Here is a 26,279-nt window from a genome sequence, read left to right on the forward strand (position 1 = left end):
TTTTCATACTCCTACAGGCCAAAATCAATTAAATTTTCGGCAATATCGTCAAAATTTTCCTCAGTATCTGCGGTAACTTCATTCCATTGGGCTTCATCCCAAATTTCAAATCGGTTAGATACACCAACTAAAACACATTTTTTTGTCAATTTTGCATGTTCTCGTAATTGTTTAGGAATGTTAATTCGTCCTTGTTTATCAAAATTACATTGCGTCGCATCCGCAAATAAAAATCTAACAAATGCTCGGTTGTTACGTTTATTTAACGGTAATTTTTTGAGATTATCCTGAATATGTTGCCACTCCGTTAATGGATAGCCAAACAAACAGCCATCTAACCCCCGTGTGATTACAAAATCAGTTCCCAGGTCCTCTCTAAACTTGGCCGGCACAATTAGTCGTCCTTTTGAATCAAGTGAATGCTGATATTCGCCCATGAACATCCTAATTGCCCCTTTCCTTCCGATTACAAATTCAGTTTACCACTTTGTACCACTACCTACCACCAATTTTAAAAACATTTTTGAAATGCTTAATTTTTGAAAAAAATAAATAGATTAAGCGGTTTTTTAGATTAGCTAAAATCGATTACAAAACCCATTATAACAAGATTTATAAACGTAATGCGAGTTAAGTGGTTAAATGGTGGGGATTTTTTTTAGAATTTCAAAAAAAGAAGGCTAATTTTGGGGGATTAGAAAAAAATTTGAAAAGTTAAAATTAACACGTTAGAATAGTGTGTAACATTTCAGAAAGTGGTGCCAGTATGAAGAAAAAGAAAAGTACGTTCCAAAAGGTTACGATGATTGTTGTTTGGATCATGATTATCACAATGGTTGGTTCAGTTGTTTTAACTGCCCTATCTTCACTTAATTTATTGGGTTAAAAAAATCACAAGTTTGATTACCTTATTTTAGGGTAATCAAACTTGTGATTTTTTATAGCTAATCTTCTTTTTTAGTAAAAACCTGCCGTGGTTTACTACCTTCTTGAGGGCCAACCACACCATTAGCTTCTAACTGGTCAATAATTCTTGCGGCACGATTGTACCCAATTCTGAATCGCCGCTGTAACATAGATGTACTTGCTTTTTGGAGTTCTGTCACCAAGGCCACAGCCTGATCATACAACTCGTCTTTTTCATCCACACTAGCTTGCTCATCAGCTTGTGCCTCTTCATCCGTCACAATCAAGGATTCATCATAAGCAGCTTTTTGTTGGTGTTTTACAAAGTTGACTACAGCTTTAACATCTTTATCCGAAATAAAAGCTCCTTGAACACGCTCCGGTTTGCTTTTTCCCATTGGATAATACAACATGTCACCACGTCCCAATAGTTTTTCGGCTCCATTTGAATCAATAATGGTCCGTGAGTCTGTACCACTCGCAACTGCAAACGCAATTCGTGAAGGAACATTAGCTTTAATTAATCCGGTAACAACATCCACTGAGGGTCGTTGTGTAGCGATGATCATGTGAATTCCAGCAGCACGCGCCAATTGTGCCAAACGAATAATCGCATCTTCAACTGCATTTTGTGCAACCATCATCAAATCTGCTAATTCATCAACCACAACCACGATATAAGGAAGATGCGGACGATTTTTACCATCTTTCTGATTTTCTTCACTAATATATTGATTATAAGTTTTTATATTTTTTTGACCACTTTCAGCAAAGAGGTCATAACGATGTTGCATCTCTGCCACCACTTTATGCAGTGCCCGCGCTGCTTTTTTAGGATCAGTCACAACAGGCGTAAGCAAATGAGGAATATCTTTGTAGATGCCCAATTCAACCTTCTTTGGATCAATCAAAATAAACTTAACCTGGTCCGGTCTTGCGTTCATTAGTAAGCTAGTGATGATCACGTTAATCATGACTGACTTACCACTACCTGTTGCCCCGGCAATAAGCAAATGCTGCATACGAACTAAATCTGCCAAAACTAAATTACCAGAAACATCACGGCCAATTGGCACCTGCAAAATTGCATCTGGATGTGACGGTTGCGCTTCAATAATGTCTCGGAATGATACGGTCGCAATTTCTGTGTTAGGCACCTCAATTCCGATTAAGGATTTTCCTGGAATCGGCGCTTCTATCCGAATATCTTTTGCAGCCAATGCTAATGCAATATCATCAGCCAAACCCACAATTTTGCTCACTTTCACCCCAATATCAGGATGTAATTCGTATTCAGTTACAGATGGACCCAAACTCACACTTTTGACAGTAGCTTTAACACCAAAGCTAGTTAAAGTTTGTTGTAAAATTTTCGTATTTTTTTGAATAGTCTTGTACTCCTGACTTTGATCCGTTTGTGGGATTGTCGTCAAAAGACTGGACTTCGGTAACTGATAATCCGGATTAGCCAAAGTCTCGGTATTTTGAAATGCCGTTTCTTTGACCTCCTCAGCCTTGGGTTGTACATGATTTTGCTCTTGCTCCGAGGCCACACGAATCGATGGCTCACGCGGCGTTTTAGTGACCGGCTTTTGTGAAGCCATTAGCTCAGGCCCAGTCATCTTAATTTCAGGCTCGACGGGAGTTTTCTTGATTTCTTGACGTTTTTTTTCAGATTTGATTTGTGTGTGCGCGTGCTGCTGCCATTTGGCTTGAACGAAGCGTTTTCCCTGCTCAAATCCATTTTGCGCCAGCTTCACCAAGTTACCAGCAAACACTGCAATCATCTGCAAAATTTTATCGACCGGGATCCCAAAGAAAACCGCAATCCCAAATACGATAAGCAACCAGCCCAAAAACAAGCTACCAATTTCGGCAAACCCGAAATCCGTTACTGTATAGAGCACGCTACCAATTAAGCCACCGCCCACAGGCTCGCCAATTGAGGCATAACGAAAAGCATCAGCTAGCGCATGCCATGTCGTCACAATAAAATGATTATGTTGGTTACTTTGTTCAAAGAAGCGTGTGGTTACAATCAAAATGGCACCTAAATAAACCAAACTGCCGCCCAATATGTAGTGAAAAAATCCCTTCAGCTTTGGTTCTTTGCCTGTGAAAAGCAAAACTAAACCATACAGGCCAAACAAAAGAATCAAAAATTGAAAAGTATCACCGACCAACAACCGAAATACGTTAGCAACTAAAACGCCAACGTAACCCACTGAAAAATAACCGATTAACGCCAGTAAAACAAAAATACCGCCTAAGAAGTATTTTGACTGAAAGAACTTTTGCCAATCACCTTTTTTCGCATATTTTTTTCTGCGATGCGTTGTTTTCTTCCTTTTGGTTGCCAAAAATTTCCCTCCTTTCTTCAAAGAATAATAAAAATTTTATTTTAATTTATCATTGTCGTAATGATGAACCCGTTGTAAATTCGGAAAATTTTGCTGTCGTAAAGCTTCATAGATTACGATTGCAACACTATTTGACAAATTAAGTGCCCGAATATGATCATCATCTTGCGGAATACGAATTGCCTTTTCTGGGTATTGACGCATAAACGGCTCTGGTAACCCCGTTGTTTCTTTACCAAACAAAAAATAATGATCCTGTTGATCATCACGATAATCAACATCCGTATAATCATGATCAGCAAATTTAGATACTAAATACAAGTAATCTAGATTAGGTACGGAATCAATAAATGCTGGTAAATTTTCGTGATATACCAGATCTACATCCTTCCAATAGTCTAATCCGGCGCGTTTCAGATGCTTGTCGTCCACAGAAAATCCTAAAGGTTTAATTAAATGAAGTACAGTATCAGTTCCTGCACAAGTCCGTGCAATATTACCCGTATTGGCAGGCATTAACGGTTCAAAAAGTACAATGTGATTTGCCATTTTTAGTCCCACTCTCATAATTTAATAACTACTCAAAAGTAATCATACTGCTATAACTTTGTCCAAACAACAAAAAAAGCGTAGATACTCGGTGTAGGCACGGCGAGCTTCTACGTTAGATGAAGTACAACTTGCTAACTGCCAACGATTTCTCGATGTCACCTAGCAACCGATTTCTTATAGAATGTTAACACCAAAAAGTAATTTTTGCAAATTTTCAAATTGGTGTAACTTAAGCAACCACGCCTTTTAGCAAGGTTACATCTACCGAAATATGAGTTAAACCTGAATTTTTTGCTTTTTCAATGGTGGCTTGACTAGCTCCCCAATGTAATGGTGTCATCTGAATTAAATCAGGAAGAAGTTGCGGTGAGAATTCGAAAGTATAGCGGATACGCTTGTTTTCAGAATTGGGGAAATGTTTTTCAAAGAGTTCCACAACCTGATCATTCTCATAGGCGGCATGTTGACTCGATTGATCGTACAGCAAGTGACGTAACTCCACCAAATAATCGGCATTAGGCACTACTTTAAGCACCTGTGCACCAGGCTTTAATACGCGATGAAATTCAGCATATGCTGACGGTGAAAATAAATCTAAAATAGTTGTAAACGAATCGTTGTTAAATGGCAAGTTAGCAAGATCTGCTACGCAAAAGAAAGCAGGACTCATTAATTGCGTAGCCAAATTGATACCTGCGGTCGAAATATCAAAACCAATGGCAGTTGGCGCTTGTAAAAAAGAAAGTGTTTTTTGTAAGGGGGTTCCCTCTCCGGATCCCACATCCAGCACAATTTCATCAGCCTGCATATTTTGTGCAAAGACCTGGCAAATTGGATCGAATAACCCAGCAGTTAGAATTCGTCGTCTTGAAGCTAGCATTTCTGCATCGTATTCACTTTTCACTGCATGATTCAAAAAATAAAGGGTTCCTTTTTTGGCAATATCAATACTATGTTGATTTGGGCAACGGACACTCCCATTCTCAACCGTTACAAAACCTTGCTGACAAACAGGGCACCGAAACAAGTTTAGGTGTTGTTTAACAAACTGAATCGCTTTTTCTCTTTTTTTCAACTTGTTGAGCTCCCCTTTTAATTTTTAATGATTATTTTAAATATACCATGCCAAAATAAAAAAAAGCCAATTTTCTAAAGATTTCCAGAAAATCGGCTTTCTTCATTCTCCACCATCTTCATAGCCACCGTTTTGACGTTTATACCACCGAAAAAGATGCGTTAAAATCACTTTAGAAACTGCATACACAGGGATCCCAAAGATAACACCTAACACACCAAACATACGTCCAGAAGCAAGCAACACGATCAAAATGGTGACCGGATGAATTCCAAGATTGGTTCCTAAAATTAATGGCGAAATCAAACGGCCCTCAATCGTCTGTTCAACGGCAAATACAATCAAGACTTTAACTAGCATCCAAGGTGAAATAAATGCGGCAAGCACAATAGAAGGAATCATTGCAAGGAATGAACCCAAATATGGAATTAAGTTAAGGACACCAGCGACAATTCCTAACGTTAAGGCAAACTTGAGACCAGCAATTGCATAACCTACAAAAAACATCACTGCCACACAGAATGCTACAATCAATTGACCACGGATATAGCCACTTAACTTACCATTAATTTCTCCTAAAGTCGCAATGAACCCTGCACGTTTACGAATTGGAAGAAAATGGGCCAAATATTTTGGTAGTCGATGCCCATCTTTCAGCAAATAAAAAAGAATAAAGGGCATGGTAATAATTCCTACAATAATCTTCGTAATTAAACTGATCACACCACTTACTGAACTAAACGTTTGATTAGCAAAGGAGCTTGCCCACTTTGAAAACGAATTTGTGGTTGTTTTGCTGATTTCATCAAACTCTTTTTGAAACTGGCCTAAACGCGGATCGTTTAACCAAGCCTCTAATTGATTGACCAAATGATTCCAGTACGACGGCCAATTGTTCAAAAAATCTGTGGCCTGGTTACGAATAACCGGGATCAGTGCCACAATTCCCCATACCACTAAAAGGATGACCACCACGAACAAAGCACTAATTGTCCACACACGATTGATGTGATATTTTTTTTCAAGTCGGTCAACTAGTGGGTTGAATAAGTAAAATAAAACACCTGCTAAAACCACCGGAAGTGCCACAATGTCGGCAAAATCACTTACTGGTTGAAAAAACCAAGTCACTTTGGAAAATGTCCAAATAATTAATAAGCACAAGAGGACAATCATTAAATTAACGACAACGCGATTATTTAGAACTAATTTTGAAAACCAGCTTCGCCAAGCTTCTTTTGTTGTTTTCAAAAAATCACCACCGCTCTTTAAAAAATATAAGTTATTTTATCACCAACTGAAAAGCCGGGGAACTTTTCCGGTGATAAGTAGATCGCACTTTGTAAAGGTGTGTCTGGTACGGGCTCAAAACATAAAGTGGCATGACCCACTCCGCTTAAATTGGCATTTACCAACTTACCACAAAATGTAATTTCATATTCATGCTCACGAATCCGAATACGAGCCCCGCGTTTTAAGTTAAATTTAGGCGCTTTTTGATCAAACTTTTGAATAAGCGCCACGTCTTTTAAACTGTTTGTGGCTTCTGGACCAAATAAAATGACCAAGGGATCATTTTCGACAATGGAATTTTTACCAATTGCAACAATTTCAGATGTTATCATTTACTATCCTCTCCTCATGATTAATGGTTGCTTACATTGTAGCATAGTCATCTTCGAGATATAAAGAAAATGGAAGCGTGCCCATGACTGCAAAAAACTGTGCTATACTTTTTTATTAGAGATCACAAGGAGGTCCTTATATTGAAAGAATCATTTTTTATTGGCACATATACTAAAAAGACAAGTCATGGCGTTTACAAAATGACTTTAGATACAGAGAAAAAATCTTTAGACCACTTAGAATTAGTTGCTGAACTAGGCAATCCTACCTATTTGGCAAAATCTAAACGTCAATTCCTTTATACGGTTGACCAAAAAGGCGAAAACGGCGGTGTGGGTGTCGTCGACCTTAACCAGGATCCCGCAAAAGTTGTGCAACATGCGGTGACACCAGGCAATTCACCTGCCTATGTAGCTGTTGATGAAGCACGGCAATTGCTTTACAGCTCTAACTATCACTTAGCAACCGTCACAGTATACAAAATTCAAGCTGATGGTACCTTGCAACAAACAGATGTGGTCACTCACTCAGGAAAAGGGCCCAAACCTGAACAGGCTGACGGTGCTCACGTACACTTTAGTGATTTAACTCCTGACAATCGTCTTGTTGTTTGCGATTTGGGAACCGATGAAGTATACACTTACGACGTTTCAAAAACCGGTCAGCTTTCTGAAGTGGCGCGTTATAAGACAGCGCCAGGATTTGGCCCTCGCCATATTGTCTTTGCTCCCCAAGGCACTAAAGCTTATTTAGCAGGTGAATTAGGAAGTGGCGTTGATGTTTTAGATTACGATGCAAAAACTGGCAAGTTCAGCCGTGTTCAATCTATCAGTACCATCCCCTCAACATGGGATAAACATAACGGTGCTGCCGCCATTAAAATTAGCCGTGATGGTCACTTCCTTTATGTTTCTAATCGAGGCTATGATTCACTAGCCGTATTTGAAATCAATCAAGATGGCACCTTAAATCTAATCCAAAACATTTCGGTAGAAGGTAGTTTTCCTAGAGACTTTGCCTTAGATCCAAGTGAAGAATTTGTGGTTTGTGTAAATCAGAACACGGACAACGCAACCTTATTTGCACGCTCACTAAAAACTGGTAAACTGAGCTTATTACAAAAGGACGTTGCTGTTCCCGAGGGAGTTTGTGTTTTGTTTAACCAAAAGTAAGCAATAAGGAGTTCTCACATGATTATAAAAGAAGTGGCTGTAGAAAATTTTACCAAAATTCCGGATGCAATTCGCGCAGGTGCTAGTCGCATTGAGCTTTGTGACAACTTAGCCGTCGGTGGTACCACCGTTAGCAAAGGTGTGATGGCTGAAACTCAAAAGTATGCGGGTGAACATCATGTGCCCGTTATGGCAATGATTCGACCTCGTGGTGGTAATTTTGTTTATACGGATACTGAATTAAAAATTATGGAAGCTGATGTTTTTCAAGCTCAAGAATTAGGCGTTGATGGCGTTGTTTTTGGTGTCCTAACCAAACAAGGTGATCTAGATACAGACGCACTAGAAATGTTGATTGCAGCAGCTGGGGGTATGCAAATTACTTTTCACATGGCATTTGATGCGATTCCCCAAGATAAGCAAGCCACTGCCATTGATTGGCTCGCAAATGCTGGTGTAGACCGCATTTTGACCCATGGTGGTGAGTTAAGCACACCCATAGCTGCAAACTATGAACACCTAAAACAAACGATTGCTTATGCAAACCACCGATTGATCATTTTACCCGGCGGTGGCATCACCGCCCAAAATCTGGCCGAAGTTACGGAAACTCTTAAAGTTAAAGAAGCACACGGAACTAAAATCGTTGGACGGCTCTAAGCCATAAAAATAATATTTACACTAAATAAGCTCCCAGTACTGGATTGTAATCCAATACTGAGGGCCTATTTTTTGCATACTTTATTCAATTCAGGATCCACAAATCATTATTGCGAGGTCAATTCTCTCTAATGAATAAACATCTGCAAAAAATATTGTGCGATACTGAAATAAATTAAAACACTCGTTAAATCACTAAGTGTCGAGATAAATGGTCCGCTGGCTACAGCAGGATCTACCCCAATCTTTTCCATCCCAATTGGAATTAGGCTACCGGCTAAATTTGCCACGAAAATAGCACTTGCCATCGCTATGCCCACAATGCCGCCAAGAACTAAATCGTGTTTCCAAATTCCCACCATTAGCCACACACAAAGACCAGTTACCACACCAATAATGACACCAGTCGCGATTTCGTTTAATAACAGTCGCCAAATTTTAAGATGACTATTCATAGCTAAGCGACGAACCGCCACCGCCAGGCTTTGGGTACCTGCGTTTCCTGCCGTTCCCGTAATCAGGGAAATAAAAACGGCCAATACACTCACCTGAGCCAGCAAGCCTTCAAAATGGTTAATTAAAGTGGCCGTAATCATCCCCATGAAAAGTAGTGTGATCAACCACGGAAGTCGCTTAAAGGCCGTTTTAAACGGGTTACGTGTCACATCTTGTGTATCAACACCAGCTAAATGTGAATAGTCTTCTGCGGACTCCTCATCAATAACGTCGATGATATCATCAACCGTAATAATTCCCACGATTTTTTCACTTTGATTTACAACTGGAATCGCCACGAAATTGTAATCACGCACTTGCTCTGCAATCTGCGCTTGGTCTTCATTGACATCCACGGCTAAAACACGTGACGTCATAATTGTGGCAATGGCTTCCTCGTCAGAGTGCGTGATCAGATCACGTACTGACAAAACGCCAACTAAAATGCCATAATCATCAGTCACATAAATATACGTAATAATTTCGGCTTCCTGTGCCCCTTGTTTAACCTGTTGCATGGCCTTTCCGACTGTAAGATTCTGATTGATTGCAATAAATTCAGTGGTCATTAAGGAACCGGCTGTCTGATCCTCATAATGAATTAAATTGCGAACTTTATTAGCATCCTCTGCCCGTAGTAAATTCAAGTATTTACGTCGTGCCAGCGGTCGCATATCAGCCAAGATATCCACAACGTTATCAGTGTACATCTCAGTCAACAGCCGCGCCGCGTATGCTGGGGGCATCTCATCTAAGTATTTGCCAGCTTCAACTGGATCTTCTTCGGTATCATCGAAAACATTTGCAAGTTCTTCTGGAGTTAGAAAGGTATAAACCAGTTTTCGTTGGGACAAATCGAATTCTGCAAAAAGTTGACTTTGCTCGTAACCATGTAAACTCAAAAACAGTTTACGAAACCTTTTTCGACTATTTTTGTTTAAAAGCGTTTCAAGTTCAACTTCAATGTTTTCTAATTCTTCCGTCATGATTTACCCCTCCATTACCTTAAAGATTGCGAATTTCTTGTTCCAAATATGCTGCGAAGTCTTTTGGTAAAGGTGCCATCACCGTAATTTGTTGATTTAAAAATGGATTATAAAATGAAACCGACGCACAATGTAACGCTTGTCGTTGCATATAGCCACTGCCAGAACCACCGTATAAAACGTCACCCACTAATGGATGCCTTAGCCCTGCAAAGTGAACTCTAATTTGATGTGTTCTGCCCGTATGCAACCGTACTTTAATTAAAGTAGCTTGTCGAAGTGATTTACTCACCCAGTACTCAGTTACCGAACGACGTCCCTGACCACTTTCAGCAATTTGACGTCTTATAAAAGAACTTGGATCACGGTTAATTGGCAAATCAATCACGCCATGACGCTGATTCAAATGACCACTCACCACTGCGACATAGCTCTTTTTCAATTGTCGTGCCTTTAATTGTTTATCTAAAACAGAATGTGCGAAATGGTGTTTCGCAAAAATAACCAAACCGGAAGTATCTCGATCAAGCCTCGTCACCACATGAGTGACTTGGCTTTCATAGTTCTGGCGTTGGTAATAGCCCTTCACACGATTGACCAAAGTATCATTCGGATACAAATGCGATGGCACAGTAGCTAAATAGGCCGGCTTGTTAACGACCAAAAAATGCGCATCTTCATAACAGATATCAATGGGGCCATCGGACGCGCTCACATGGTCATTTGCAATTTCAGGAGGTAGCGTTAATGTCACTAAATCACCAGTCACTACTTCTGCTAAAACACGTACTGGTTCATGGTTTCGTTCAATTTGACCACCGTGAAATTTAATTCCCTTCAACAAGGTCCGTGAAACACCCTTTTGATACAAAAAAGTTCGGATCTTCTCCGGACTTTCTACCTTTACTTGCCAACTAATCTTCATTACCATCACCAATAAACGCATTTCTGACACGGTTCCAAAATCCCGTATGTCGATATTTCGCAAAATTAATTTTTTGTTCTCCAATTCGGTACTCGATTTGTTCAATTGGCGTATTAAATACATTCACTTGATCTGCTGTAAAATTAAAATTACCGCCGTGAGCCGGACGAATGGTAATCCATTCGTCCGGTGCTAGGATGATAGACGCACCTAAAGTTCGGAACACACGATTATTAATAGAGGCAATCTCAGCCATTTGTAGCACCTCAAGTTGCGGATGTACAACCGCGCCACCTACTGAACGGTTATAAGCTGTTGATCCCGTTGGTGTGGAAATACAAAGTCCATCTCCACGAAAACGTTCAAACAACTTATCCTTCAAGTAGACATCTGCAACTAATGTTGACGAGACCTTTTTAATAGTGGACTCGTTCACCGCATGATAACGCTTCGGACGAGTCTCACCAACAAACAGCACGTCTGCGTCTAAGATTGGATAACTGATACATTCGCCGTTATCTGCTTTAATAGCTTTAATTAAATCGTCTAGCTCATAGTCACGCCAGTCCGTATAAAATCCCAAATGTCCCGTGTGCACACCGATAAACCGAATGTGTGCCAGTTGACTTTGGTAGTATTGAAAGGCAGATAACAATGTGCCATCGCCACCTACCGACACCACAATATCTGGTTGTGCATTATCAACGGTAATTTGATTTTCTTGTAATTTTTTTGTCAGTTGATCGGCAACATTTTGTGCGTTATTCGCACGTGTACTATAAACTGCTACTTTCATTCTTATCAGTCCTTATGTGATCCATACATATTATGATCTGAACGCTCACGCGAAAACAACTTTTGTGCTTCTTGAATTTCTTCACGAATCTCTGACATTTCTTCATCCAAAGAAAACGCCGCTTCTGAAGCGCGCTGCAAACGTTCACTTAATTCCTTAGGAAATTCACCCTGATATTTATAATTTAAAGAATGTTCAATCGTAGCCCAAAAATTCATGGCTAATGTGCGGATTTGAATTTCAGCTAAAATTTTCTTCTCTCCTGAAATCAACTGCACCGGATATTCGACAACGATATGATAAGAACGATACCCGCTAGGCTTTTCATTATTGATATAATCACGTTCCTCAATAATAGTCATATCCGTGCGTTTTCGCAGTAAGTCCACCACTTGATAGATGTCTTCCACAAACTGGCACATCACACGGACACCCGCGATATCTTGCATATCTTTTTCTAAACGATCTTCACGTACTTGACGGCGAACCATTTTTTCTTTAATACTTGAAACCGGTTTGACGCGTCCCGTAACAAATTCAATGGGACTTTGTTGATCATGATTTTGAAATTGTTTGCGAATACCACGTAATTTAATTTTTAATTCATCAACAGTTTGTTTATATGGTAATAGGAATTGATCCCAATTAGTTATCACGTCTCTTGCCTCACTTTACACAACACTAACTTTAATTTTAGCATAAAAGACCCGTTTAATCTGCTTGAAAGACCGTGCAAATTTTCACACGTTTCCTACAGGCCATTTTTCTTTACCTTTCACCCATTTATGAGCTAAGATACAGCTGAAATCAAAATTAAGAAAACAATTTATTTGATATTTTTTCAAAATTTGGTAAAGTCAATACTGTTGTCTTTTAAAAAAAATAAAAAAACATATAAAAACGGTTTGTTGGAGGAAAGTCTAATGCTTGATGTCTATTTGTTTGTAGCGCCATTAGGGAAACCTTGTATGCGCTCGGAAAAAGTGATGATGGAATTTGTCCATAACGTGGATCAAAAGGTGAGTTTCCAAATTATCCCTATGTTAAATATGCAACTTGTTCAAGACTACCTGCATAGTAATGATAATCAGTCGTATGAAAACTATAACGCGTTGGCCGAAGACATGTATCATCTGATTTTGGACTATAAGGCCGCACTATTCCAATGTAAACGTGATGGACGGACGTTTTTGAAATTAATGCAAACTGAACTGAATCAAAAAGGTATCGTTTACTCTCAAAGCTTAGGTTCCGAAATTGCTAGGCAAGCTCATCTGGATTTAGAAATGTTTGAAGTCGACCGTCGTTCTCAATTAGCAAAAGACTCTTTTAAAGCTGATCAGCAAACCGCTTTAGAGATGAACGTCACTTCTTCGCCATCTGCTGTAATTTTCGACGACCAAGCTGATGAATGCGGGATTTTAGTTGAAAATTTTAGCGATGATGTCTTGCAACAAATTTGTCAAGACACCGATTGTCCATTGTCCTCTTCAATTAGTTTCACCCATCCAACCATCTCATTTCCACATGTTTTATAAAATATAGTTATTGTTCAAAAAGATAAAGGATTTCTCAACTGTCACGATATTCATCGTTATTGTTAAGAAATCCTTTATTTTTTATAGTAGTGCTTCAAATTCATTCAAACGTTTTTCAAACATCGCAAATGCATCTTCTAAATAGTCTGTTTTAGTCATATCGACCCCTGCTTTTTTCATCACATTTAATGGAAAATCTGAACTCCCAGACTTCAGATAATTCAGATATTTTTCACGAGCCTGTGATCGTTGACTAGTCATACCATTTGCTAGGGACGAAGCCGCTGCAAAGCCAGTTGCATACTGATAAACATAATAATTATAGTAAAAATGTGGAATTCGTGTCCATTCAGACTTAATTTGCGGATCATTAATCACCGCATCCCCATAGTAACGATGATTCAGTTTACCATAAAAATCAGACATCATCTCCGCAGTCAAGGCCTCCCCGTTAGCATCTGCTTCATGAATAAACTGTTCAAATTCAGCAAACTGAGTCTGCCGATAAACCGTACCCTTGAAGCCATCCAGATAATGATTCAACACATACAGTTTAATCTGGGGATCGTCATACTTATCTAACAAGAATTGTGTTAACAGATTTTCATTTGTGGTAGATGCAATTTCAGCCACAAAAATGGCATAGTCCCCATACTGATAAGGCTGATTATGAGTCGTGTAATAACTATGCATGCTGTGACCCATCTCATGTACCAATGTAAACAAGTTTTCTAAGTCATCTTGCCAGTTCAGAAGCATAAAAGGATTCGTCCCATACACGCCAGAAGAATACGCGCCACTCCGTTTCCCCTGATTTTCAACAACATCAATCCAGCGGTTGTCAAAAGCTTCTTGAACATGGCTGACATAATCTTCACCTAAAATTTGTAAAGCCTGTTTGGCTTCTTTTTTTGCCTCGGAATAAGAATAGCTGAGTGGCGACTTTCCCGTGATAGGTGTATATAAATCATACATATGCAATTCTTTTAGATTTAAGATTTTTTTACGTAAACTGACATAGCGATGCAATAAGTCGAGATGACTATTCACTTCTGAAACTAAATTTGTATAAACCGTTTCGGGAATTGCATTTTGGCTCATTGCAGCTTGTCGTGCATCTTTAAAGCCACGAATTTGAGCGGTAAAATTATGAACTTTTACTTCACCGGATAGCGTGGCTGCAAACGTATTTCTAAATTGTTCATAAACCGCATATAGTTGCTGAAAAGCTTGTTTGCGCACTTCCTGATCAGTTGACTGAAGCAAAGTTGCATACATGCCTTGTGACAACTGAACAGTTTCACCTTCTGCATTCTTGACAAATGGAAACTTCAAATCTGAATTATCTAAAATTCCGAATATTTTTGAAGACGAATCGAAAATAGAGCTTGCGCCAGCCAATAAGGCTTCTTCCTTACTAGACAACACATGATTTTTTCTGAGTTGCAAAACCTCTAAGAAATGTGAATATGGCCTAAGAGCAGCATCTTCGGCCTGAAATTTGGCTAGTTTTTCTTCTGGAATGGCCAAAATTTCTGGATCAATCCAAGCTAGTTTGGCTGACACATTTGCCACAAAACTAGCAACCTGATCCATTAGGGCTTGGTTTTTATTATTGACAGTATCCTGATCATTTTTGAGTTCTGCGTACACATAAATGTGTTCTAAATCATTTTGAATTGCCAACTCCAATTGAATCACTTGAAGTAAACTGTCACTGCTCTCCTGCAATTTTCCTTTGAATTTAAGTACAGAAGAGATTTTGTTTTCTACCTGTTTCATAGCAGCATGAGCTGCAGCATCATCTTTGAAAATAGTGGTTAAATCCCAAGTTAAGGCAACTGGGACTTCATCACGTTTAGGTAATTTTTTGATTTCTGTCATTTAACCTACCTCCTTAAATTAATCTTACTTTAGCATACTACGCGCAAAAGTGCCGTAGTTTTTCTGATAAATCTGAATACCAATCAGGCTGCTGATTAATACGGTAACCGGCAGCTTCACACGTGATCCATTTCTCAGTTGCCAAGTAGTTCACCAAAAGTTTCACATTCATTTCTGTGCAGATTCGTGAATTTCTTATATTTGGAAATATCAAAGTTGCATTTTGGTTTGCTTGTTCAAACCACCGTGAAAAGGTTTGATACGGCAACTTTTTCTTATAATTAGCCCGCAATTGAATTAAAAAGTAAATCTTGATTTCAAGCGGACTAGCTACACCAGTTGGTAAAGCAAAAAATGAATCATGAATCAGCCAGGGACAACCTGCTAAATTTAAGTGGTGGACATAGCAAAGACGCTGGATTTGGCTTAAACGAGAATCGCAATAGCGTCCTAACAAACGTCGTTGTAGCTCTAGAGCTTCTTGATACCGATCTTTATTTTCTTTTTTGGGTACTGGGAGATGCCCCAAAAAGAGTTGGTCAAACTTCATTTTAGATGGGACAAAACGATAAACCTGCCAATTTAATTTACCAAATAAGTCTTGGTGAAGGTGATGCCTGACTAGAAATTCATCCCTTTTTGGATTATAAAATGACATAAATAGGTGGAGCTTTTTTTGAAAATAGGAAAATTTAGAAACTTGTTCCAAGGTGAGTCTCTTTTTTAAATACGTTGGTCCCAAAATCCACCAAACTTTATAGCCTTGACTGTGATAGCCCCGTGTACGTTCACATAAGCGTTCAAAAGAAATTGGGCTGCATTGAAATTCAATAGCGGTCCAATGATGATGCCAATAAACCAAGATGTCTGGCCTTTGCTTTAGTTTGGGTAGATAGGCTTCTAGCTTAACTGCTAAATGATTTTGACGACACCAATCAAAAACCCGTTGTTTTCCAGATAAATGAATTTGTGTTTCGCCCTCACTAAAAACATGACAACCATGTCCGGAAAGATGGGCAAAATGGGCAATGCGCACTTCCCCTTTCCGTAAAATGACACGTTGACCGCAGCCGGGACAGGTATAATTTTTTTGATGAAGTGCATCGACAGCTAAAACAGCTTGCCGACAGTCGTTTGCAACAAACATTTGCATCCCCCCTCATCAAAAAGATACGCAGGAATTTGTTTTAAAATCCAAAAAAAAATAGCACCCTGTCAGGTCCTATTTTTAAACGCTTTATTATCAGCAATTAGATGCTATCAATATAAAAGCGTGAGAAAAGTCTTCTCACATTAAATACCTATGAAAAATAGTGTCTCGTTAATTCTAACGCACTTTGACTCATGATTTCTTTACCATGCTCATGCAACACATCTGCGGTCACATCCGCACTGTTCGCATACTCATAAGCAACGGCCATTTCATCCTTGACCGTTTCAGGACTTGATTCATCTACGAAGAAGATCAAGTCTAAATAGTAATTTCCCTGATATTTAAAAAGATTCGATGCTGCATTTTCTAGACGCAAAACTCGCGCAATTTCCGGCAAACTCTCGAAATTTGGTAGTTTTAAAACAAATTCCTGCGTATGCGTGTCTGGATCATTTAAATAAGGTTCTAAGTCTGCGGGACTCGCATCTTTAGTTTTGTCTGCCTTTTTATGATCCTCACCATCATGTTGTACTAACTGATGTTTTATAAACTCTGAAACATCATCTTCATTATTGATATTAAACGTATTATTATCAGAACTTACTTTTGAATTTCCCTTCATATCAGCATTTTTACTAATAAAAAGCTCTAGTCCATTTCGGTTAGGTAATACTTGGAAAGTAACGGCATCGTTTTCTTGAAACTGGTGATCCGTATCAACTTCTTGTAAAATACTATAAAAGAAATCTTCTATTTGCTTATGACTACCTAATAAATCTAGAACTGTAATACCACGTTCAGTTAAATCATCGTTGCCGATTAAAACTCGAATTGTGTCATCATTTATTCGTTCCATTTCCATTGTTTGCACCCCCAACCTTTCGTCACATTTTCTGTTGTGAGACACAACAGAACCCAATAAAAAAATTAGATTCATGGATATTATCCCACAAATCTAACTTTTTGCAATTAACCTGACTTTTATTTTACAAATCTGCCAAACGTTGTGCTTCACGAAGCTCATAAGCACGAACATCTCGTGGTAAGAAACGACGAATTTCGTCTTCGTTATACCCAACTTGTAACCGTTTCTCATCCAAAATAATTGGACGACGTAACAATCCAGGATTCTTTTGAATTAAATCGAAGAGTTTTTGTAAAGGTAATTCGTCAAGATTGATATTTAATTTTTGAAATACTTTAGAACGTTTTGAAATGATTTCTTCCGTTCCATTTTCAGTCATTCTTAGAATTGATTTAATCTCATCCATTGTCAATGGTTCGGAAAAAATATTGCGTTCTTCAAAAGGAATGTTGTTTTCTTTTAACCAAGCACGTGCTTTTCTGCAAGAAGTACAACTCGGTGAAGTATATAAAGTAACCATATTTTTTCCTCCTTAGAAAATCGAACCAAATTATGCTTAACGTAAGCAAGTCCAACTTCTTTACAATGACCATTATAACCTGAATTTAACTTTAAAGCTATAGTTTTTTTAAATTTCTTCTTACTTTTTGTCAATTGTTAATGGACGTTTTTTATATTTTTGTCTATTTATCCTAATCAATATAGCAAACTTTCCTAGATAGTTAATTTTCAATTGACCCTTTCTTAATTCATTTCTTATTCAATTCAATCATATTTTATAATATTAAAAAATTATAAAGATATAAAAAATGTCCAAAAAGTTAGTCAAGTTTTACCTATACCAATTAACCAATGTTCCTCAAATTGTCAGTTCCAAAAGCTTTTTTGCATATCGCACATGAACATTTGTTCCTGCACTTTGTTTAGCTTCTTCAACCAGTTGTTCTAAATCTCCGGTCTGTGGTAAGTGAGTCAATAACAATTTTTTTGTCTGTGCCAATTTTGCTAGTTTTCCGGATTCGGCTGAGGTCATGTGCCATTTTTTCCCCGTTTTGTTTGCATAAAAATTTGTATCCGTCATTAATAGGTCAGCTCGACTTGCAAAATCTGCCAATTCTGAAAAATAAGCTGTATCAGAAGTAAATACCATTACCTTGTCGGAATCCTTTTCCCGGATTCTTACCGCAAAGGCTGGGACCGGATGATGTGTTTTAAGAAAAGAAATCTCAAATGGCCCTAAATCAAGTACATCTGCTTCACTATAGCTTTTTCCAATTGTAGCACCTGGCCAGGTTAGCGCTCCAAAATTTAGTGGATCTTGCGTATGCCCATAGATTGGCAGTAACGTTTGTTTCTTGTCCCCAGACTTCAATTGCCAAAGATATTGCAATACTCCAACATCCGCAGTGTGATCATGATGATAATGTGTTAACAACACTGCATCCAATTGCAAAGGATCTAAAACTTTTTCAAGGGTTAATAAGGCGTCACTACCGCAATCCAACAATAGATTGTAATTTTTTGATTGAATTAAATAAGCACTGGTCCCGTCACCATGCCATGGATAGCCACCATAATAACCTAAAACCGTTAATTTCAATTTAATTACTCCTTCCAAGCTGCTTTACTCAGCCTATTCTGTTCCGCCACTACCTATAACTTAACATATTTCGGAAAAAGAGGAAAACCTTTTCATAAATTCACAGTAACAAGGTATAATAAGTTTGTAAACGATTGGAGGGATTCTCATGATCAGTAAAATTTCATCTACTTTTGGCAGTTGGCCTGTTTTAAAACAAATTGAAAAAAATAACCCAGATCGTCATTTTGTGACCCTATCTAGCACTTCCATTCACAATGATTTACAGTTGCTCGACGTCTCTGGGAGACCTTCTGCTTTTGCAAATCCACTTACTTATCTCATTCAATTTCACAAAGGTAAATTGGAGTGGAATGGGTTTTACCGTTTTTCATTTATTACGCTCTCGAAAGAAGAAATTAAGGTATTTGATGCCAAAATCTCACAGCTAACAAATGCTAACCAGTTGCCTATCGGCTTAAACGATCTCTTTGTCCTTCAACCAGAAAAAAGGCCTAATGAACGTGTTTTGCTCACAATCTGGCAGTTAGACTCCGACTACGCAATTTGGCGTCGCTCTGCAAGTTATGCACCATTTAAAATATACAGCGATAGTGGTGCTTATAACTATCACGATGCTAATTACACCGCCTATCAGCTACACAGTTTAAGTTCATAATAAAAGCCCTAGAAATTTTTGATTTCTGGGGCTTTCTTGCGGTGCTAATTTTTCAGTTTTAAAGTCATTGCGTTGATGGCAACGACAATCGTGCTCAACGACATAACGATCGCGCCAACCATTGGATCAAGCATAAATCCAATCGGTGCTAAAACACCAGCGGCCAAAGGAAGGGCAATTAAATTATAACCGGCTCCCCACCATAAGTTTTGCGTCATTTTTCGGCGTGTATTCTTCGCCAATTCAATAAAACTCACAATATCCATTGGATCGCTTTTTACCAAAACAACATCGGCTGAATCAATTGCCACGTCAGTTCCTGAGCCAATCGCAATCCCCAGGTCAGCCTTTGCCAAACTAGGTGCATCATTAACGCCATCGCCGACCATCATGACGTGATTCCCCTTTTCTTGATACTCACTAATAATTCGTTGTTTATCTTCCGGATGTAACTGAGCCTTAAAATTCTTAATTCCCAGTTTTTGTGCCACCACGGCGGCAGTTTGGGCATTATCTCCGGTTAGCATGACAGGCACAATTTTCATACGTTTAAAATCATCTATGGCTTGTTTAGCACTTGGCTTAATCTGGTCACCTTCCGCAACCATCCCAATCACATGACTATTTTGCACTAAATAAGCAATCGAATTTCCTGCATTTGCCCACTTTTCAAACGCGCTTTGATCAAACGCAATTCCATGTTCACTTAAATAGGTCGCTGAAGCAATCAGATAGGTTATTTCATCCACTGTTCCCTGCAAACCGGCACCTGTTATCTGTTGGACATTATTTGCTTGCAACAACTCTAATTTTTTACGTTTGGCTTCATTTAAGATGCCCAATGCCATTGGATGACTTGATCCGGATTCTAAAGCCGCCATTAACTGGAGAACTCTTGACCCTGTATAATTTGATTGATAACTCTCGTAGTGATTTACTTTGAAAACACCTTCTGTCAAAGTACCCGTTTTGTCCATTAACACGTAGTTTACTTTTTTAACAGCTTCCATCGCATCCCGATTACGAATCAATAGACCATGATTGGCTGCTAACGCCGTACTACGAGCTGTAACCAAAGGAATAGCAAGGCCGAGGGCATGAGGACAGGCGATGATTAAAACTGTCACAGCGATTGACAAGCCCATTGACACGTTCTCAATCATCAGCCAGGTGATGAAAGATACAATTCCAATGACCAAAGCTGCGTAAAAAAGCCAGCCTGCAACTCGATCTGCCATGTGCTCAACTCGCGATTTGTTTTGTTGCGCATCGGCCACTAACTTTTGAACCTGGGCTAAATAGCCTGACTTACCAGTTCCAGTGACCTTAAATTCAAAGGTACCTTCACCGTTAATAGAACCACCAATCACCGAATCGTTCACTTTTTTACTAACTTGTTGTGCTTCACCAGTGACCATTGCTTCATTGACATTAGTAGATCCTGAAGTTAAAACGCCATCAGCGGGAATCTTTTCACCTGCCCGAACTTGAATTATCTGGTCAAGTTTTATCTCAGTCAATTTAACTTCTTTTGTCTGGCCTTCTTGAACCAAATGTGCTTTATCTGGTAGTAATTTACCTAAGGCATCCACTGCACTACCCGCACGACCGACCGCATTCATTTCAATCCAGTGACCCAAAAGCATAATGACAATTAACGTTGATAACTCCCAGAAGAAACTTTCTTTGTGCGGTTGAATATTAAGAATATCGTTAGAAATAAAAGCATAAATACTGTAAATATATGAAACAGAGATTCCCATAGTAATGAGCATCATCATTGCTGGCTTCTTTTGCTGCCACTCACCCTTGGCACCACTGAAAAATGGTTTGCCACCATAAAAAAACAAAACAGTAGCTAGGATAGCGACCACCCAATCAGATCCTGCAAAGGTAAACTGAAATGGCAATGATATCCCCATCATCGGACTCATCAAAATAATTGGAATCATTAGAATCAAGGAAACCCAAAATTTCTGTTTCAGGTTTCCCATATGCATCATGTGACCTCCATGGTTCATCATGTCATGATTCATATGCATGTCCATGTCCTCATTGTCCATATTCATATCCATTTTTGAATGATTCATTGTTCAACTTCCTCCTTAGGAATACAGTTACAAGCCACCATTTCCGGCGCTGTTTTTTGTTTTTCAACCAAAACACTTTGCAAATTTTGAATATCTGTTTGACTTAGTTGAAGCTCGTTAATGAGTTGTACCAAAACTTGACCGTTTTTCATGGCACACATGTTTTTAAATAAGCGCGTGGCTTCCTTTTCCATAGCATGCTTTTCGGAAACCGTACACTGATAAAGATTTGTATGCCCATTTTTTTGTGCGGTTAACATATTTTTTTGCATCAACCGCCCGATTAAGGTCTTTACAGTCGAAGCTTTCCATTGACGTTTCTTTACTAGTAATTGAATCACATCATTACTAGTCGCTTCACCTAACGTCCAAATAATGCGCATAACTTCCCATTCCGAAGTGGTAATCGGTAATTCTTCAGTCATAATTTTCCTCCATTTACAAATGTAATCTACAAATTAAAGATTACATTTGTAAACTAAAATTGTCAAGACAAACCTTTTGGCAGGTCCTTAATCTGTGCTATGATGGTTTTAACGAGGTGGATAAAAGAGGTCATCATGAAAATTAGAATTAGTCGTGCCTTACTTATTAATATGATTCTTGACTTGCTGTTTGGAATATTTTTTGTTTACTATTTATTCTCTAGTGATTCTTCCAATGGTTATCGGTGGATTATTCTCCTGTTTGCAGCTTATGACTTTACAGACATCATCATGGGGATTCGTAAGGTCATTTTACAAAACAAGCATAAATAAGGTGAATTATTCATGATCTGCCAGATGTGCACCCTATGGTAACGAGCATAGTAATTCTTAAATCATTAATGGGTAAAAAAATTACAAAGAGACTGGAAAAATTTCCAGTCTCTTTCCGTCTCTGAACTTTTATAGTCGCCATCGGAAAAAAGGTGAACTTCTCTGCTTAGCTACGAAAACCAAATAATTTAAAAGATGACTCATCGGTTTCTAGGCTGCCACGGCAACTCATCATTTTTGCAATTTTAGTTGCCTAGACAACTTCGTATGTGCAAAATCAAAACACGTTTTTCCCATCCCTACTATAGTGACTCACAAAGCCTTTCAGAATATTTAATTATTTTTTGCGGACCAAAATTTGACCCAAACCAACATTGTGAATAAAACTGATTAAACTTTTATGATAAAGATAAAAAAAACGATTTTTTCTACGAGAGAAAAAATCGTTTTGTCTTAAAAGTCTAAACAAGGCGGTAACCGGATTTGAACCGGTGATGAAGGTTTTGCAGACCTCTGCCTTACCACTTGGCTATACCGCCACCATAAATTGCCAACATGTAATAGTTTATAACAGCAGCCAAATTTTGTAAAGCTTTGGTTTGGTCAAAAATTACCTATCGTAGCCTTCTTTTAGTTGTCCATACTTGATTTACTTGTTTGTTTTTGAGTTTGAGCGAACTTTATGAAAAATAACCACCTACTATAATTGGCTCCCACAATATCCCTAATGCCAGCACAAACATCAGAGCTACTACCCACGCAGATATTGTGATCACAAATTTTCTTGAAGTAAAAGGTCGATAATCTAAATCTTCAAATTTATTTGTCAAACCATTAAAAAGAATTCTCGAAAAGTAAATTCCTCAATAATTGGCGCAATTATTAAAATATACAAGAACACCAATGGAACGTGTCCAACTGTATTCATCAACGAAATAGAATTTTTAAAATTTAGTCTTACCCCCTGAAAAAGCGTTTCACCATACGTAACGCCATTGTTGATGAAATACAAAACTATGGCATAAACCGTTGCTCTAATATATGAAAATTTTTGAACTTTTTTCCATGCTTTTGACCATCTAAATTGAAACTTTCTAATCCACAAATCAAACATTAATATAAAAAAAGGCATCAAGAGGTACCATATAAGAACTTCACTTAGTATCTTTTGTAACATTATGGGTAAAACAAACATCATCAAATATGCAATTGTAGTAAAACGATTAGGATATTCTTTTAAACAACTTATCATTTTTCTATTTTAGCATTCAATTTGAACGTCCCCTTTTAGGAATTACCACAATCATGCTTCATATGATTCATTTGCAAAAAAATAGAAACCTAATGCTCCTATCGCTCAAACTTGTTATGCCTGTCAAATTGATTTTTCATTAATTTAAGTGTTTTTTCAACGTCTGTTTTTTTAAGTTCAAAACAAATTTGAGAAAGGTCTAACCCCTTTGACCACTTTGTTTTCGGAATAAATGAATGCGTAAAATCGATTAATGGTTACTTATAATGGCTGAAAATATCCATATGGGCTAGACAGTTCTTGCTTGTTTCTCAAAATTGGTTGTATTAATCAAAGTTTATGAGCTACCCTTCAAATTGGAGGGGGCAAAAAGCAGCCGAAATGAAGTGCTGTAATACTGGACCCCATGTTTCAGATAAAAAAGCCTTTCATAAATGACCAATAAGAATATTGGAGAAACAATTATCAAACCATTTTTTGCTACTTTCATTCAAAATAATCTCTATTTTTTCTTCAACTAATGTCAATTTGAAAGCAAATATTCACATTTTATTTATAAATGCAGCTTTTACACCAGTTGATGATCCTTGATTTCATATATCCGGTTATAATTATCCATGATTTCATCAGGTATATGATGATCTACTTCGATTAATGTAAGATCTGGAATAGCAAACAACAATTTATGAATTGCAACAGAGGTCTCGGTATCTAATGATGCAGTGCCTTCATCTACTAACAAGACTTCTCTATTCATTAATAAGGCTCGGGCAATTTCAATTCTTTTCAGCTGACCACCAGATAAATCCTTTCCTTCTTCGTCTATAACGTGAAATAATTCCTTATCATCTGTAAATGAACTTAGACCGGCACGATTCAACGCGCTTTCTACTTGGCTTCTAGTTACTTTTTTCCCCAAAGTCAAATTTTGCCAAACAGTATCATGAAAAATGATAGGAGCTTGACTAACAACGCCAAAAGTTTGATAAGCAGTCGTTCCAGTATAAATTTGGTTATTTAATAACACTTCCCCCGACGTTTCTTTAATTTCTCGTAAAATAATTTTTAAAAGTGTTGATTTACCAATTCCAGACCGCCCCTTAATGAGAATTTTATCTCCTCTTCTTGCTGTGAAGTTTAAGTTCTTGAAAATAATGGACTTATTTTTATAAGCATAATTCAAATTATTCAAAGCCAGTTCTTTGAAAGTATCATCATTCATATTCCTACTATTTGCTTTATACAGTTCACTTACTTCAGTCAATTTTTTAACCTGCTTACGAATTTCTGATGTACTATTGATAGTATTTACACTAGAAATAATTGTGTTAAATCCATTTAATATCCAACTAGATGAATATTGAATTGCTACAAATTGTGGCAATGTAATGACACCACGAATTGTAAAAAAAATACCAATACCAATTGGCCCATATGAGCACACATAAAACAAGAAACTTATAAAGCTATTCGAAAATGCAATACCATTTTCTACACTAGCGTTGGCCTTTTCCATTCCGTTAATTTTCTGTTTTAACCGCGAATCAAACCCAAATGGGACTAAATAACGTTTTAATGTAAAAGCACCATGGAACAAGTCTCGAACTACAGAAGAGACTTCTTGATTTTTGTGAGACCAAATATCAGTTCGATTTTGAATCATAGATTTGAAAAGTCTTGGCGCAAAACTTGGTACAGCCATGAATATCAAAAAAATCAAAGTAATCAAAGCATTATTGTACAATGCATAGATCAGTGTCACAGTCACTGTTGTAATTGCCCCTAAAATCGAAAATAATTGCCGCCAGTAATTGTTTTCTAAAAGTTTTAAATCATTCATAAAAAAAGATAATTTATTGGACTCGAAATTCTTTTTTCCTTGATCAACATCGATAACGGCACCATTAACATAACCAACTTTGATTTGGTTGTTTATAGTAATAATATTTCGATTTACAATTACATTTTTTAAATAATCTATAAGCGACAATATTCCATAAACAACAATTACAATGACAACAAACGGTAAAATCAAATTTATTCTATGTTTTGTAATTATTTCAAAAATATACGAATACGTAAAGGTGTTAAAGGGGATTTCTAATCCGGCTAACATTGAAACTACACTAGCCAATAAAAATTGACTTTTTTTAATATATTTTTTCATCTTACAACTCCTTAATTCTTGAAGAAATTATGCCGTAAAAAGGGATCCGCTTTTCTTCTAATCTAGTTTTTCGTAACCTTCTTTGCCAAAGTTCCGGATAAACTTGTTTTACCGAGCGATTTATAAATTCTGGCTTTGCGTTAGTAACACAAAACGCTTGAGCCAGTGCTCCCGCAATTTCTAATGAATAAGCATACTTCGTAAAACATTTATTCACACAAATTAGTGAAAATTCCGAACCAGTTCTCGTATTCCAAAAATTATAATTCTTGCCTAATTCATCGGCTAATATTTGAAAATTCAATTTGCTACATATAGTACGTCTTACCAACTCGAATAAAGTGAAAAATTTGAACAGGTAACTTTGAAATTTGATAACCGACTCTAATTATCTTTCATCAAAATTAGAAATATCTTTCTGAAATTCAGTTTGCATATTAAAAAAGGCAAGTTTTTTAAAATAAGGTCCACCGGATCGTAAAATTACTCTTTCTTGTAATTTTCTTTCTTCCGACCGACTAATCTGCAACTGATAGAATTTTTTTGAACTTTATTTCAGTACAGGCTCTATGGTTTCTCACATATCCACTGAACCCCCATATTCTTAAAGTTTTCAAGATCAAGTAAATCACACGTCCTGCTTCAATTTCTTGTAAAGTATTATGAATAGACTGTACCTTTTACTTTCTATTTCCATTTTTTAATGACATATTAATATCCCCTTTTTTAAGTATAAATAATTGTTTATGCTCTCTTAAAAA

At 37.6% G+C, this 26,279-nt stretch carries 24 protein-coding genes and 1 tRNA gene; 6 read left to right on the forward strand and 19 right to left on the reverse strand.

The features are described 5' to 3' along the window. Positions 1 to 11 precede the first annotated feature (11 nt). Positions 12 to 443: a division/cell wall cluster transcriptional repressor MraZ gene (gene mraZ / locus IV80_RS08530; RefSeq protein ID WP_057752258.1), complete on the reverse strand. Its 432-nt coding sequence runs from the start codon at positions 441 to 443 to the stop codon at positions 12 to 14. Between the two features lie 323 nt (positions 444 to 766). Between mraZ and IV80_RS10020 the strand changes: the two genes are divergently transcribed. Further along, positions 767 to 886, forward strand: a complete 120-nt coding sequence (locus IV80_RS10020) for a DUF4044 domain-containing protein (protein ID WP_083490576.1) — start codon at positions 767 to 769, stop codon at positions 884 to 886. A 58-nt stretch (positions 887 to 944) separates the two neighbouring features. On the opposite strand, the gene IV80_RS08535 is transcribed toward IV80_RS10020, so the two are convergent. From IV80_RS08535 to IV80_RS08555, 5 genes are all read right to left on the reverse strand, one after another. After that, positions 945 to 3,266, reverse strand: a complete 2,322-nt coding sequence (locus IV80_RS08535) for an FtsK/SpoIIIE family DNA translocase (protein WP_057752262.1) — start codon at positions 3,264 to 3,266, stop codon at positions 945 to 947. A 36-nt stretch (positions 3,267 to 3,302) separates the two neighbouring features. Further along, positions 3,303 to 3,815 carry a tRNA (cytidine(34)-2'-O)-methyltransferase gene (locus tag IV80_RS08540; RefSeq protein WP_057752265.1) on the reverse strand — a complete coding sequence of 171 codons (513 nt, stop codon included), beginning with the start codon at positions 3,813 to 3,815 and terminating at the stop codon, positions 3,303 to 3,305. A gap of 232 nt (positions 3,816 to 4,047) precedes the next feature. Further along, on the reverse strand, positions 4,048 to 4,893 hold the full coding sequence (locus IV80_RS08545) for a methyltransferase domain-containing protein (protein WP_057752268.1): 846 nt from the start codon (positions 4,891 to 4,893) through the stop codon (positions 4,048 to 4,050). Positions 4,894 to 4,995: 102 nt separating this feature from the next. After that, positions 4,996 to 6,069, reverse strand: coding sequence for an AI-2E family transporter (locus tag IV80_RS08550; RefSeq protein WP_083490579.1), 1,074 nt, complete (start codon positions 6,067 to 6,069; stop codon positions 4,996 to 4,998). Between the two features lie 92 nt (positions 6,070 to 6,161). Beyond that, positions 6,162 to 6,518 (reverse strand): PTS glucitol/sorbitol transporter subunit IIA, encoded by a 357-nt coding sequence (locus IV80_RS08555; protein WP_057752274.1) that lies wholly within the window; start codon positions 6,516 to 6,518, stop codon positions 6,162 to 6,164. Between the two features lie 141 nt (positions 6,519 to 6,659). On the opposite strand from IV80_RS08555, the gene IV80_RS08560 reads away from it, so the two are divergent. Further along, positions 6,660 to 7,691, forward strand: coding sequence for a lactonase family protein (locus tag IV80_RS08560; RefSeq protein ID WP_057752277.1), 1,032 nt, complete (start codon positions 6,660 to 6,662; stop codon positions 7,689 to 7,691). A gap of 21 nt (positions 7,692 to 7,712) precedes the next feature. Further along, positions 7,713 to 8,351, forward strand: coding sequence for a copper homeostasis protein CutC (locus IV80_RS08565; RefSeq protein WP_186806043.1), 639 nt, complete (start codon positions 7,713 to 7,715; stop codon positions 8,349 to 8,351). Between the two features lie 128 nt (positions 8,352 to 8,479). Here the strand turns inward: IV80_RS08565 and mgtE are convergent, their stop codons facing one another. The 4 genes from mgtE to yjbM are packed head-to-tail and all read right to left on the reverse strand — an operon-like array spanning position 8,480 to position 12,209. After that, entirely contained in the window at positions 8,480 to 9,832 is a 1,353-nt protein-coding gene (gene mgtE, locus IV80_RS08570) for a magnesium transporter (protein WP_057752283.1), read from the reverse strand. A gap of 19 nt (positions 9,833 to 9,851) precedes the next feature. Continuing rightward, positions 9,852 to 10,757, reverse strand: a complete 906-nt coding sequence (locus IV80_RS08575; RefSeq protein ID WP_057752286.1) for an RluA family pseudouridine synthase — start codon at positions 10,755 to 10,757, stop codon at positions 9,852 to 9,854. Further along, positions 10,747 to 11,553 carry an NAD kinase gene (locus IV80_RS08580; RefSeq protein WP_057752289.1) on the reverse strand — a complete coding sequence of 269 codons (807 nt, stop codon included), beginning with the start codon at positions 11,551 to 11,553 and terminating at the stop codon, positions 10,747 to 10,749. The genes IV80_RS08575 and IV80_RS08580 overlap by 11 nt, the downstream gene beginning before the upstream one ends. A 5-nt stretch (positions 11,554 to 11,558) precedes the next feature. Next, positions 11,559 to 12,209, reverse strand: a complete 651-nt coding sequence (yjbM, locus tag IV80_RS08585; RefSeq protein WP_057752292.1) for a GTP diphosphokinase — start codon at positions 12,207 to 12,209, stop codon at positions 11,559 to 11,561. Between the two features lie 267 nt (positions 12,210 to 12,476). On the opposite strand from yjbM, the gene IV80_RS08590 reads away from it, so the two are divergent. Then, positions 12,477 to 13,091 (forward strand): DsbA family protein, encoded by a 615-nt coding sequence (locus tag IV80_RS08590; protein ID WP_057752295.1) that lies wholly within the window; start codon positions 12,477 to 12,479, stop codon positions 13,089 to 13,091. Positions 13,092 to 13,172: 81 nt separating this feature from the next. Here the strand turns inward: IV80_RS08590 and pepF are convergent, their stop codons facing one another. From pepF to IV80_RS08615, 5 genes are all read right to left on the reverse strand, one after another. Next, positions 13,173 to 14,975 carry an oligoendopeptidase F gene (gene pepF, locus IV80_RS08595; protein ID WP_057752298.1) on the reverse strand — a complete coding sequence of 601 codons (1,803 nt, stop codon included), beginning with the start codon at positions 14,973 to 14,975 and terminating at the stop codon, positions 13,173 to 13,175. 37 nt (positions 14,976 to 15,012) lie between these two features. Then, complete coding sequence (locus IV80_RS08600) at positions 15,013 to 16,122, reverse strand: competence protein CoiA (RefSeq protein WP_057752302.1); 1,110 nt, start codon at positions 16,120 to 16,122, stop codon at positions 15,013 to 15,015. Positions 16,123 to 16,276: 154 nt separating this feature from the next. Next, a complete protein-coding gene (locus IV80_RS08605; protein ID WP_057752304.1) occupies positions 16,277 to 16,990 on the reverse strand; it encodes an adaptor protein MecA in 714 nt (237 codons plus the stop codon). 124 nt (positions 16,991 to 17,114) lie between these two features. Further along, on the reverse strand, positions 17,115 to 17,513 hold the full coding sequence (gene spxA / locus IV80_RS08610) for a transcriptional regulator SpxA (RefSeq protein ID WP_057752307.1): 399 nt from the start codon (positions 17,511 to 17,513) through the stop codon (positions 17,115 to 17,117). 339 nt (positions 17,514 to 17,852) lie between these two features. After that, positions 17,853 to 18,593, reverse strand: a complete 741-nt coding sequence (locus tag IV80_RS08615) for an MBL fold metallo-hydrolase (protein ID WP_057752311.1) — start codon at positions 18,591 to 18,593, stop codon at positions 17,853 to 17,855. Between the two features lie 148 nt (positions 18,594 to 18,741). On the opposite strand from IV80_RS08615, the gene IV80_RS08620 reads away from it, so the two are divergent. Continuing rightward, positions 18,742 to 19,251 carry a hypothetical protein gene (locus IV80_RS08620; RefSeq protein ID WP_057752313.1) on the forward strand — a complete coding sequence of 170 codons (510 nt, stop codon included), beginning with the start codon at positions 18,742 to 18,744 and terminating at the stop codon, positions 19,249 to 19,251. A gap of 44 nt (positions 19,252 to 19,295) precedes the next feature. Here IV80_RS08620 and IV80_RS08625 read toward each other — a convergent pair whose 3' ends face one another. Beyond that, entirely contained in the window at positions 19,296 to 21,341 is a 2,046-nt protein-coding gene (locus IV80_RS08625; protein WP_057752316.1) for a heavy metal translocating P-type ATPase, read from the reverse strand. Then, positions 21,338 to 21,766: a CopY/TcrY family copper transport repressor gene (locus IV80_RS08630; protein WP_057752318.1), complete on the reverse strand. Its 429-nt coding sequence runs from the start codon at positions 21,764 to 21,766 to the stop codon at positions 21,338 to 21,340. The genes IV80_RS08625 and IV80_RS08630 overlap by 4 nt, the downstream gene beginning before the upstream one ends. 135 nt (positions 21,767 to 21,901) lie before the next feature. Here IV80_RS08630 and IV80_RS08635 point away from each other — a divergent pair, with 135 nt between their 5' ends. After that, positions 21,902 to 22,099 carry a hypothetical protein gene (locus IV80_RS08635; RefSeq protein WP_057752321.1) on the forward strand — a complete coding sequence of 66 codons (198 nt, stop codon included), beginning with the start codon at positions 21,902 to 21,904 and terminating at the stop codon, positions 22,097 to 22,099. 468 nt (positions 22,100 to 22,567) lie between these two features. Here IV80_RS08635 and IV80_RS08640 read toward each other — a convergent pair. Further along, positions 22,568 to 22,638, reverse strand: a tRNA-Cys gene (locus IV80_RS08640). A 1,281-nt stretch (positions 22,639 to 23,919) separates the two neighbouring features. Then, positions 23,920 to 25,518, reverse strand: a complete 1,599-nt coding sequence (locus tag IV80_RS08650) for an ATP-binding cassette domain-containing protein (protein WP_057752327.1) — start codon at positions 25,516 to 25,518, stop codon at positions 23,920 to 23,922. Between the last annotated feature and the right edge of the window lie 761 nt (positions 25,519 to 26,279).

This window comes from Pediococcus cellicola (assembly GCF_001438655.1).
Taxonomy (GTDB): domain Bacteria; phylum Bacillota; class Bacilli; order Lactobacillales; family Lactobacillaceae; genus Pediococcus; species Pediococcus cellicola.

Excerpts from the sequence above, each read along its gene's own strand:
- IV80_RS08630 (WP_057752318.1), bottom strand. The coding sequence starts at position 21,766 with ATGACTGAAGAATTACCGATTACCACTTCGGAATGGGAAGTTATGCGC.
- IV80_RS08620 (WP_057752313.1), top strand. The coding sequence starts at position 18,742 with ATGATCAGTAAAATTTCATCTACTTTTGGCAGTTGGCCTGTTTTAAAA.
- mraZ (WP_057752258.1), bottom strand. The coding sequence starts at position 443 with ATGTTCATGGGCGAATATCAGCATTCACTTGATTCAAAAGGACGACTA.
- IV80_RS08580 (WP_057752289.1), bottom strand. The coding sequence starts at position 11,553 with ATGAAAGTAGCAGTTTATAGTACACGTGCGAATAACGCACAAAATGTT.
- IV80_RS08600 (WP_057752302.1), bottom strand. The coding sequence starts at position 16,122 with ATGTTTGTTGCAAACGACTGTCGGCAAGCTGTTTTAGCTGTCGATGCA.
- IV80_RS08575 (WP_057752286.1), bottom strand. The coding sequence starts at position 10,757 with ATGAAGATTAGTTGGCAAGTAAAGGTAGAAAGTCCGGAGAAGATCCGA.
- IV80_RS08550 (WP_083490579.1), bottom strand. The coding sequence starts at position 6,069 with ATGATTGTCCTCTTGTGCTTATTAATTATTTGGACATTTTCCAAAGTG.
- IV80_RS08625 (WP_057752316.1), bottom strand. The coding sequence starts at position 21,341 with ATGAATCATTCAAAAATGGATATGAATATGGACAATGAGGACATGGAC.
- IV80_RS08555 (WP_057752274.1), bottom strand. The coding sequence starts at position 6,518 with ATGATAACATCTGAAATTGTTGCAATTGGTAAAAATTCCATTGTCGAA.
- spxA (WP_057752307.1), bottom strand. The coding sequence starts at position 17,513 with ATGGTTACTTTATATACTTCACCGAGTTGTACTTCTTGCAGAAAAGCA.
- IV80_RS08605 (WP_057752304.1), bottom strand. The coding sequence starts at position 16,990 with ATGGAAATGGAACGAATAAATGATGACACAATTCGAGTTTTAATCGGC.
- mgtE (WP_057752283.1), bottom strand. The coding sequence starts at position 9,832 with ATGACGGAAGAATTAGAAAACATTGAAGTTGAACTTGAAACGCTTTTA.
- IV80_RS08635 (WP_057752321.1), top strand. The coding sequence starts at position 21,902 with ATGAAAATTAGAATTAGTCGTGCCTTACTTATTAATATGATTCTTGAC.
- pepF (WP_057752298.1), bottom strand. The coding sequence starts at position 14,975 with ATGACAGAAATCAAAAAATTACCTAAACGTGATGAAGTCCCAGTTGCC.
- IV80_RS10020 (WP_083490576.1), top strand. The coding sequence starts at position 767 with ATGAAGAAAAAGAAAAGTACGTTCCAAAAGGTTACGATGATTGTTGTT.
- IV80_RS08540 (WP_057752265.1), bottom strand. The coding sequence starts at position 3,815 with ATGGCAAATCACATTGTACTTTTTGAACCGTTAATGCCTGCCAATACG.
- IV80_RS08590 (WP_057752295.1), top strand. The coding sequence starts at position 12,477 with ATGCTTGATGTCTATTTGTTTGTAGCGCCATTAGGGAAACCTTGTATG.
- IV80_RS08650 (WP_057752327.1), bottom strand. The coding sequence starts at position 25,518 with ATGAAAAAATATATTAAAAAAAGTCAATTTTTATTGGCTAGTGTAGTT.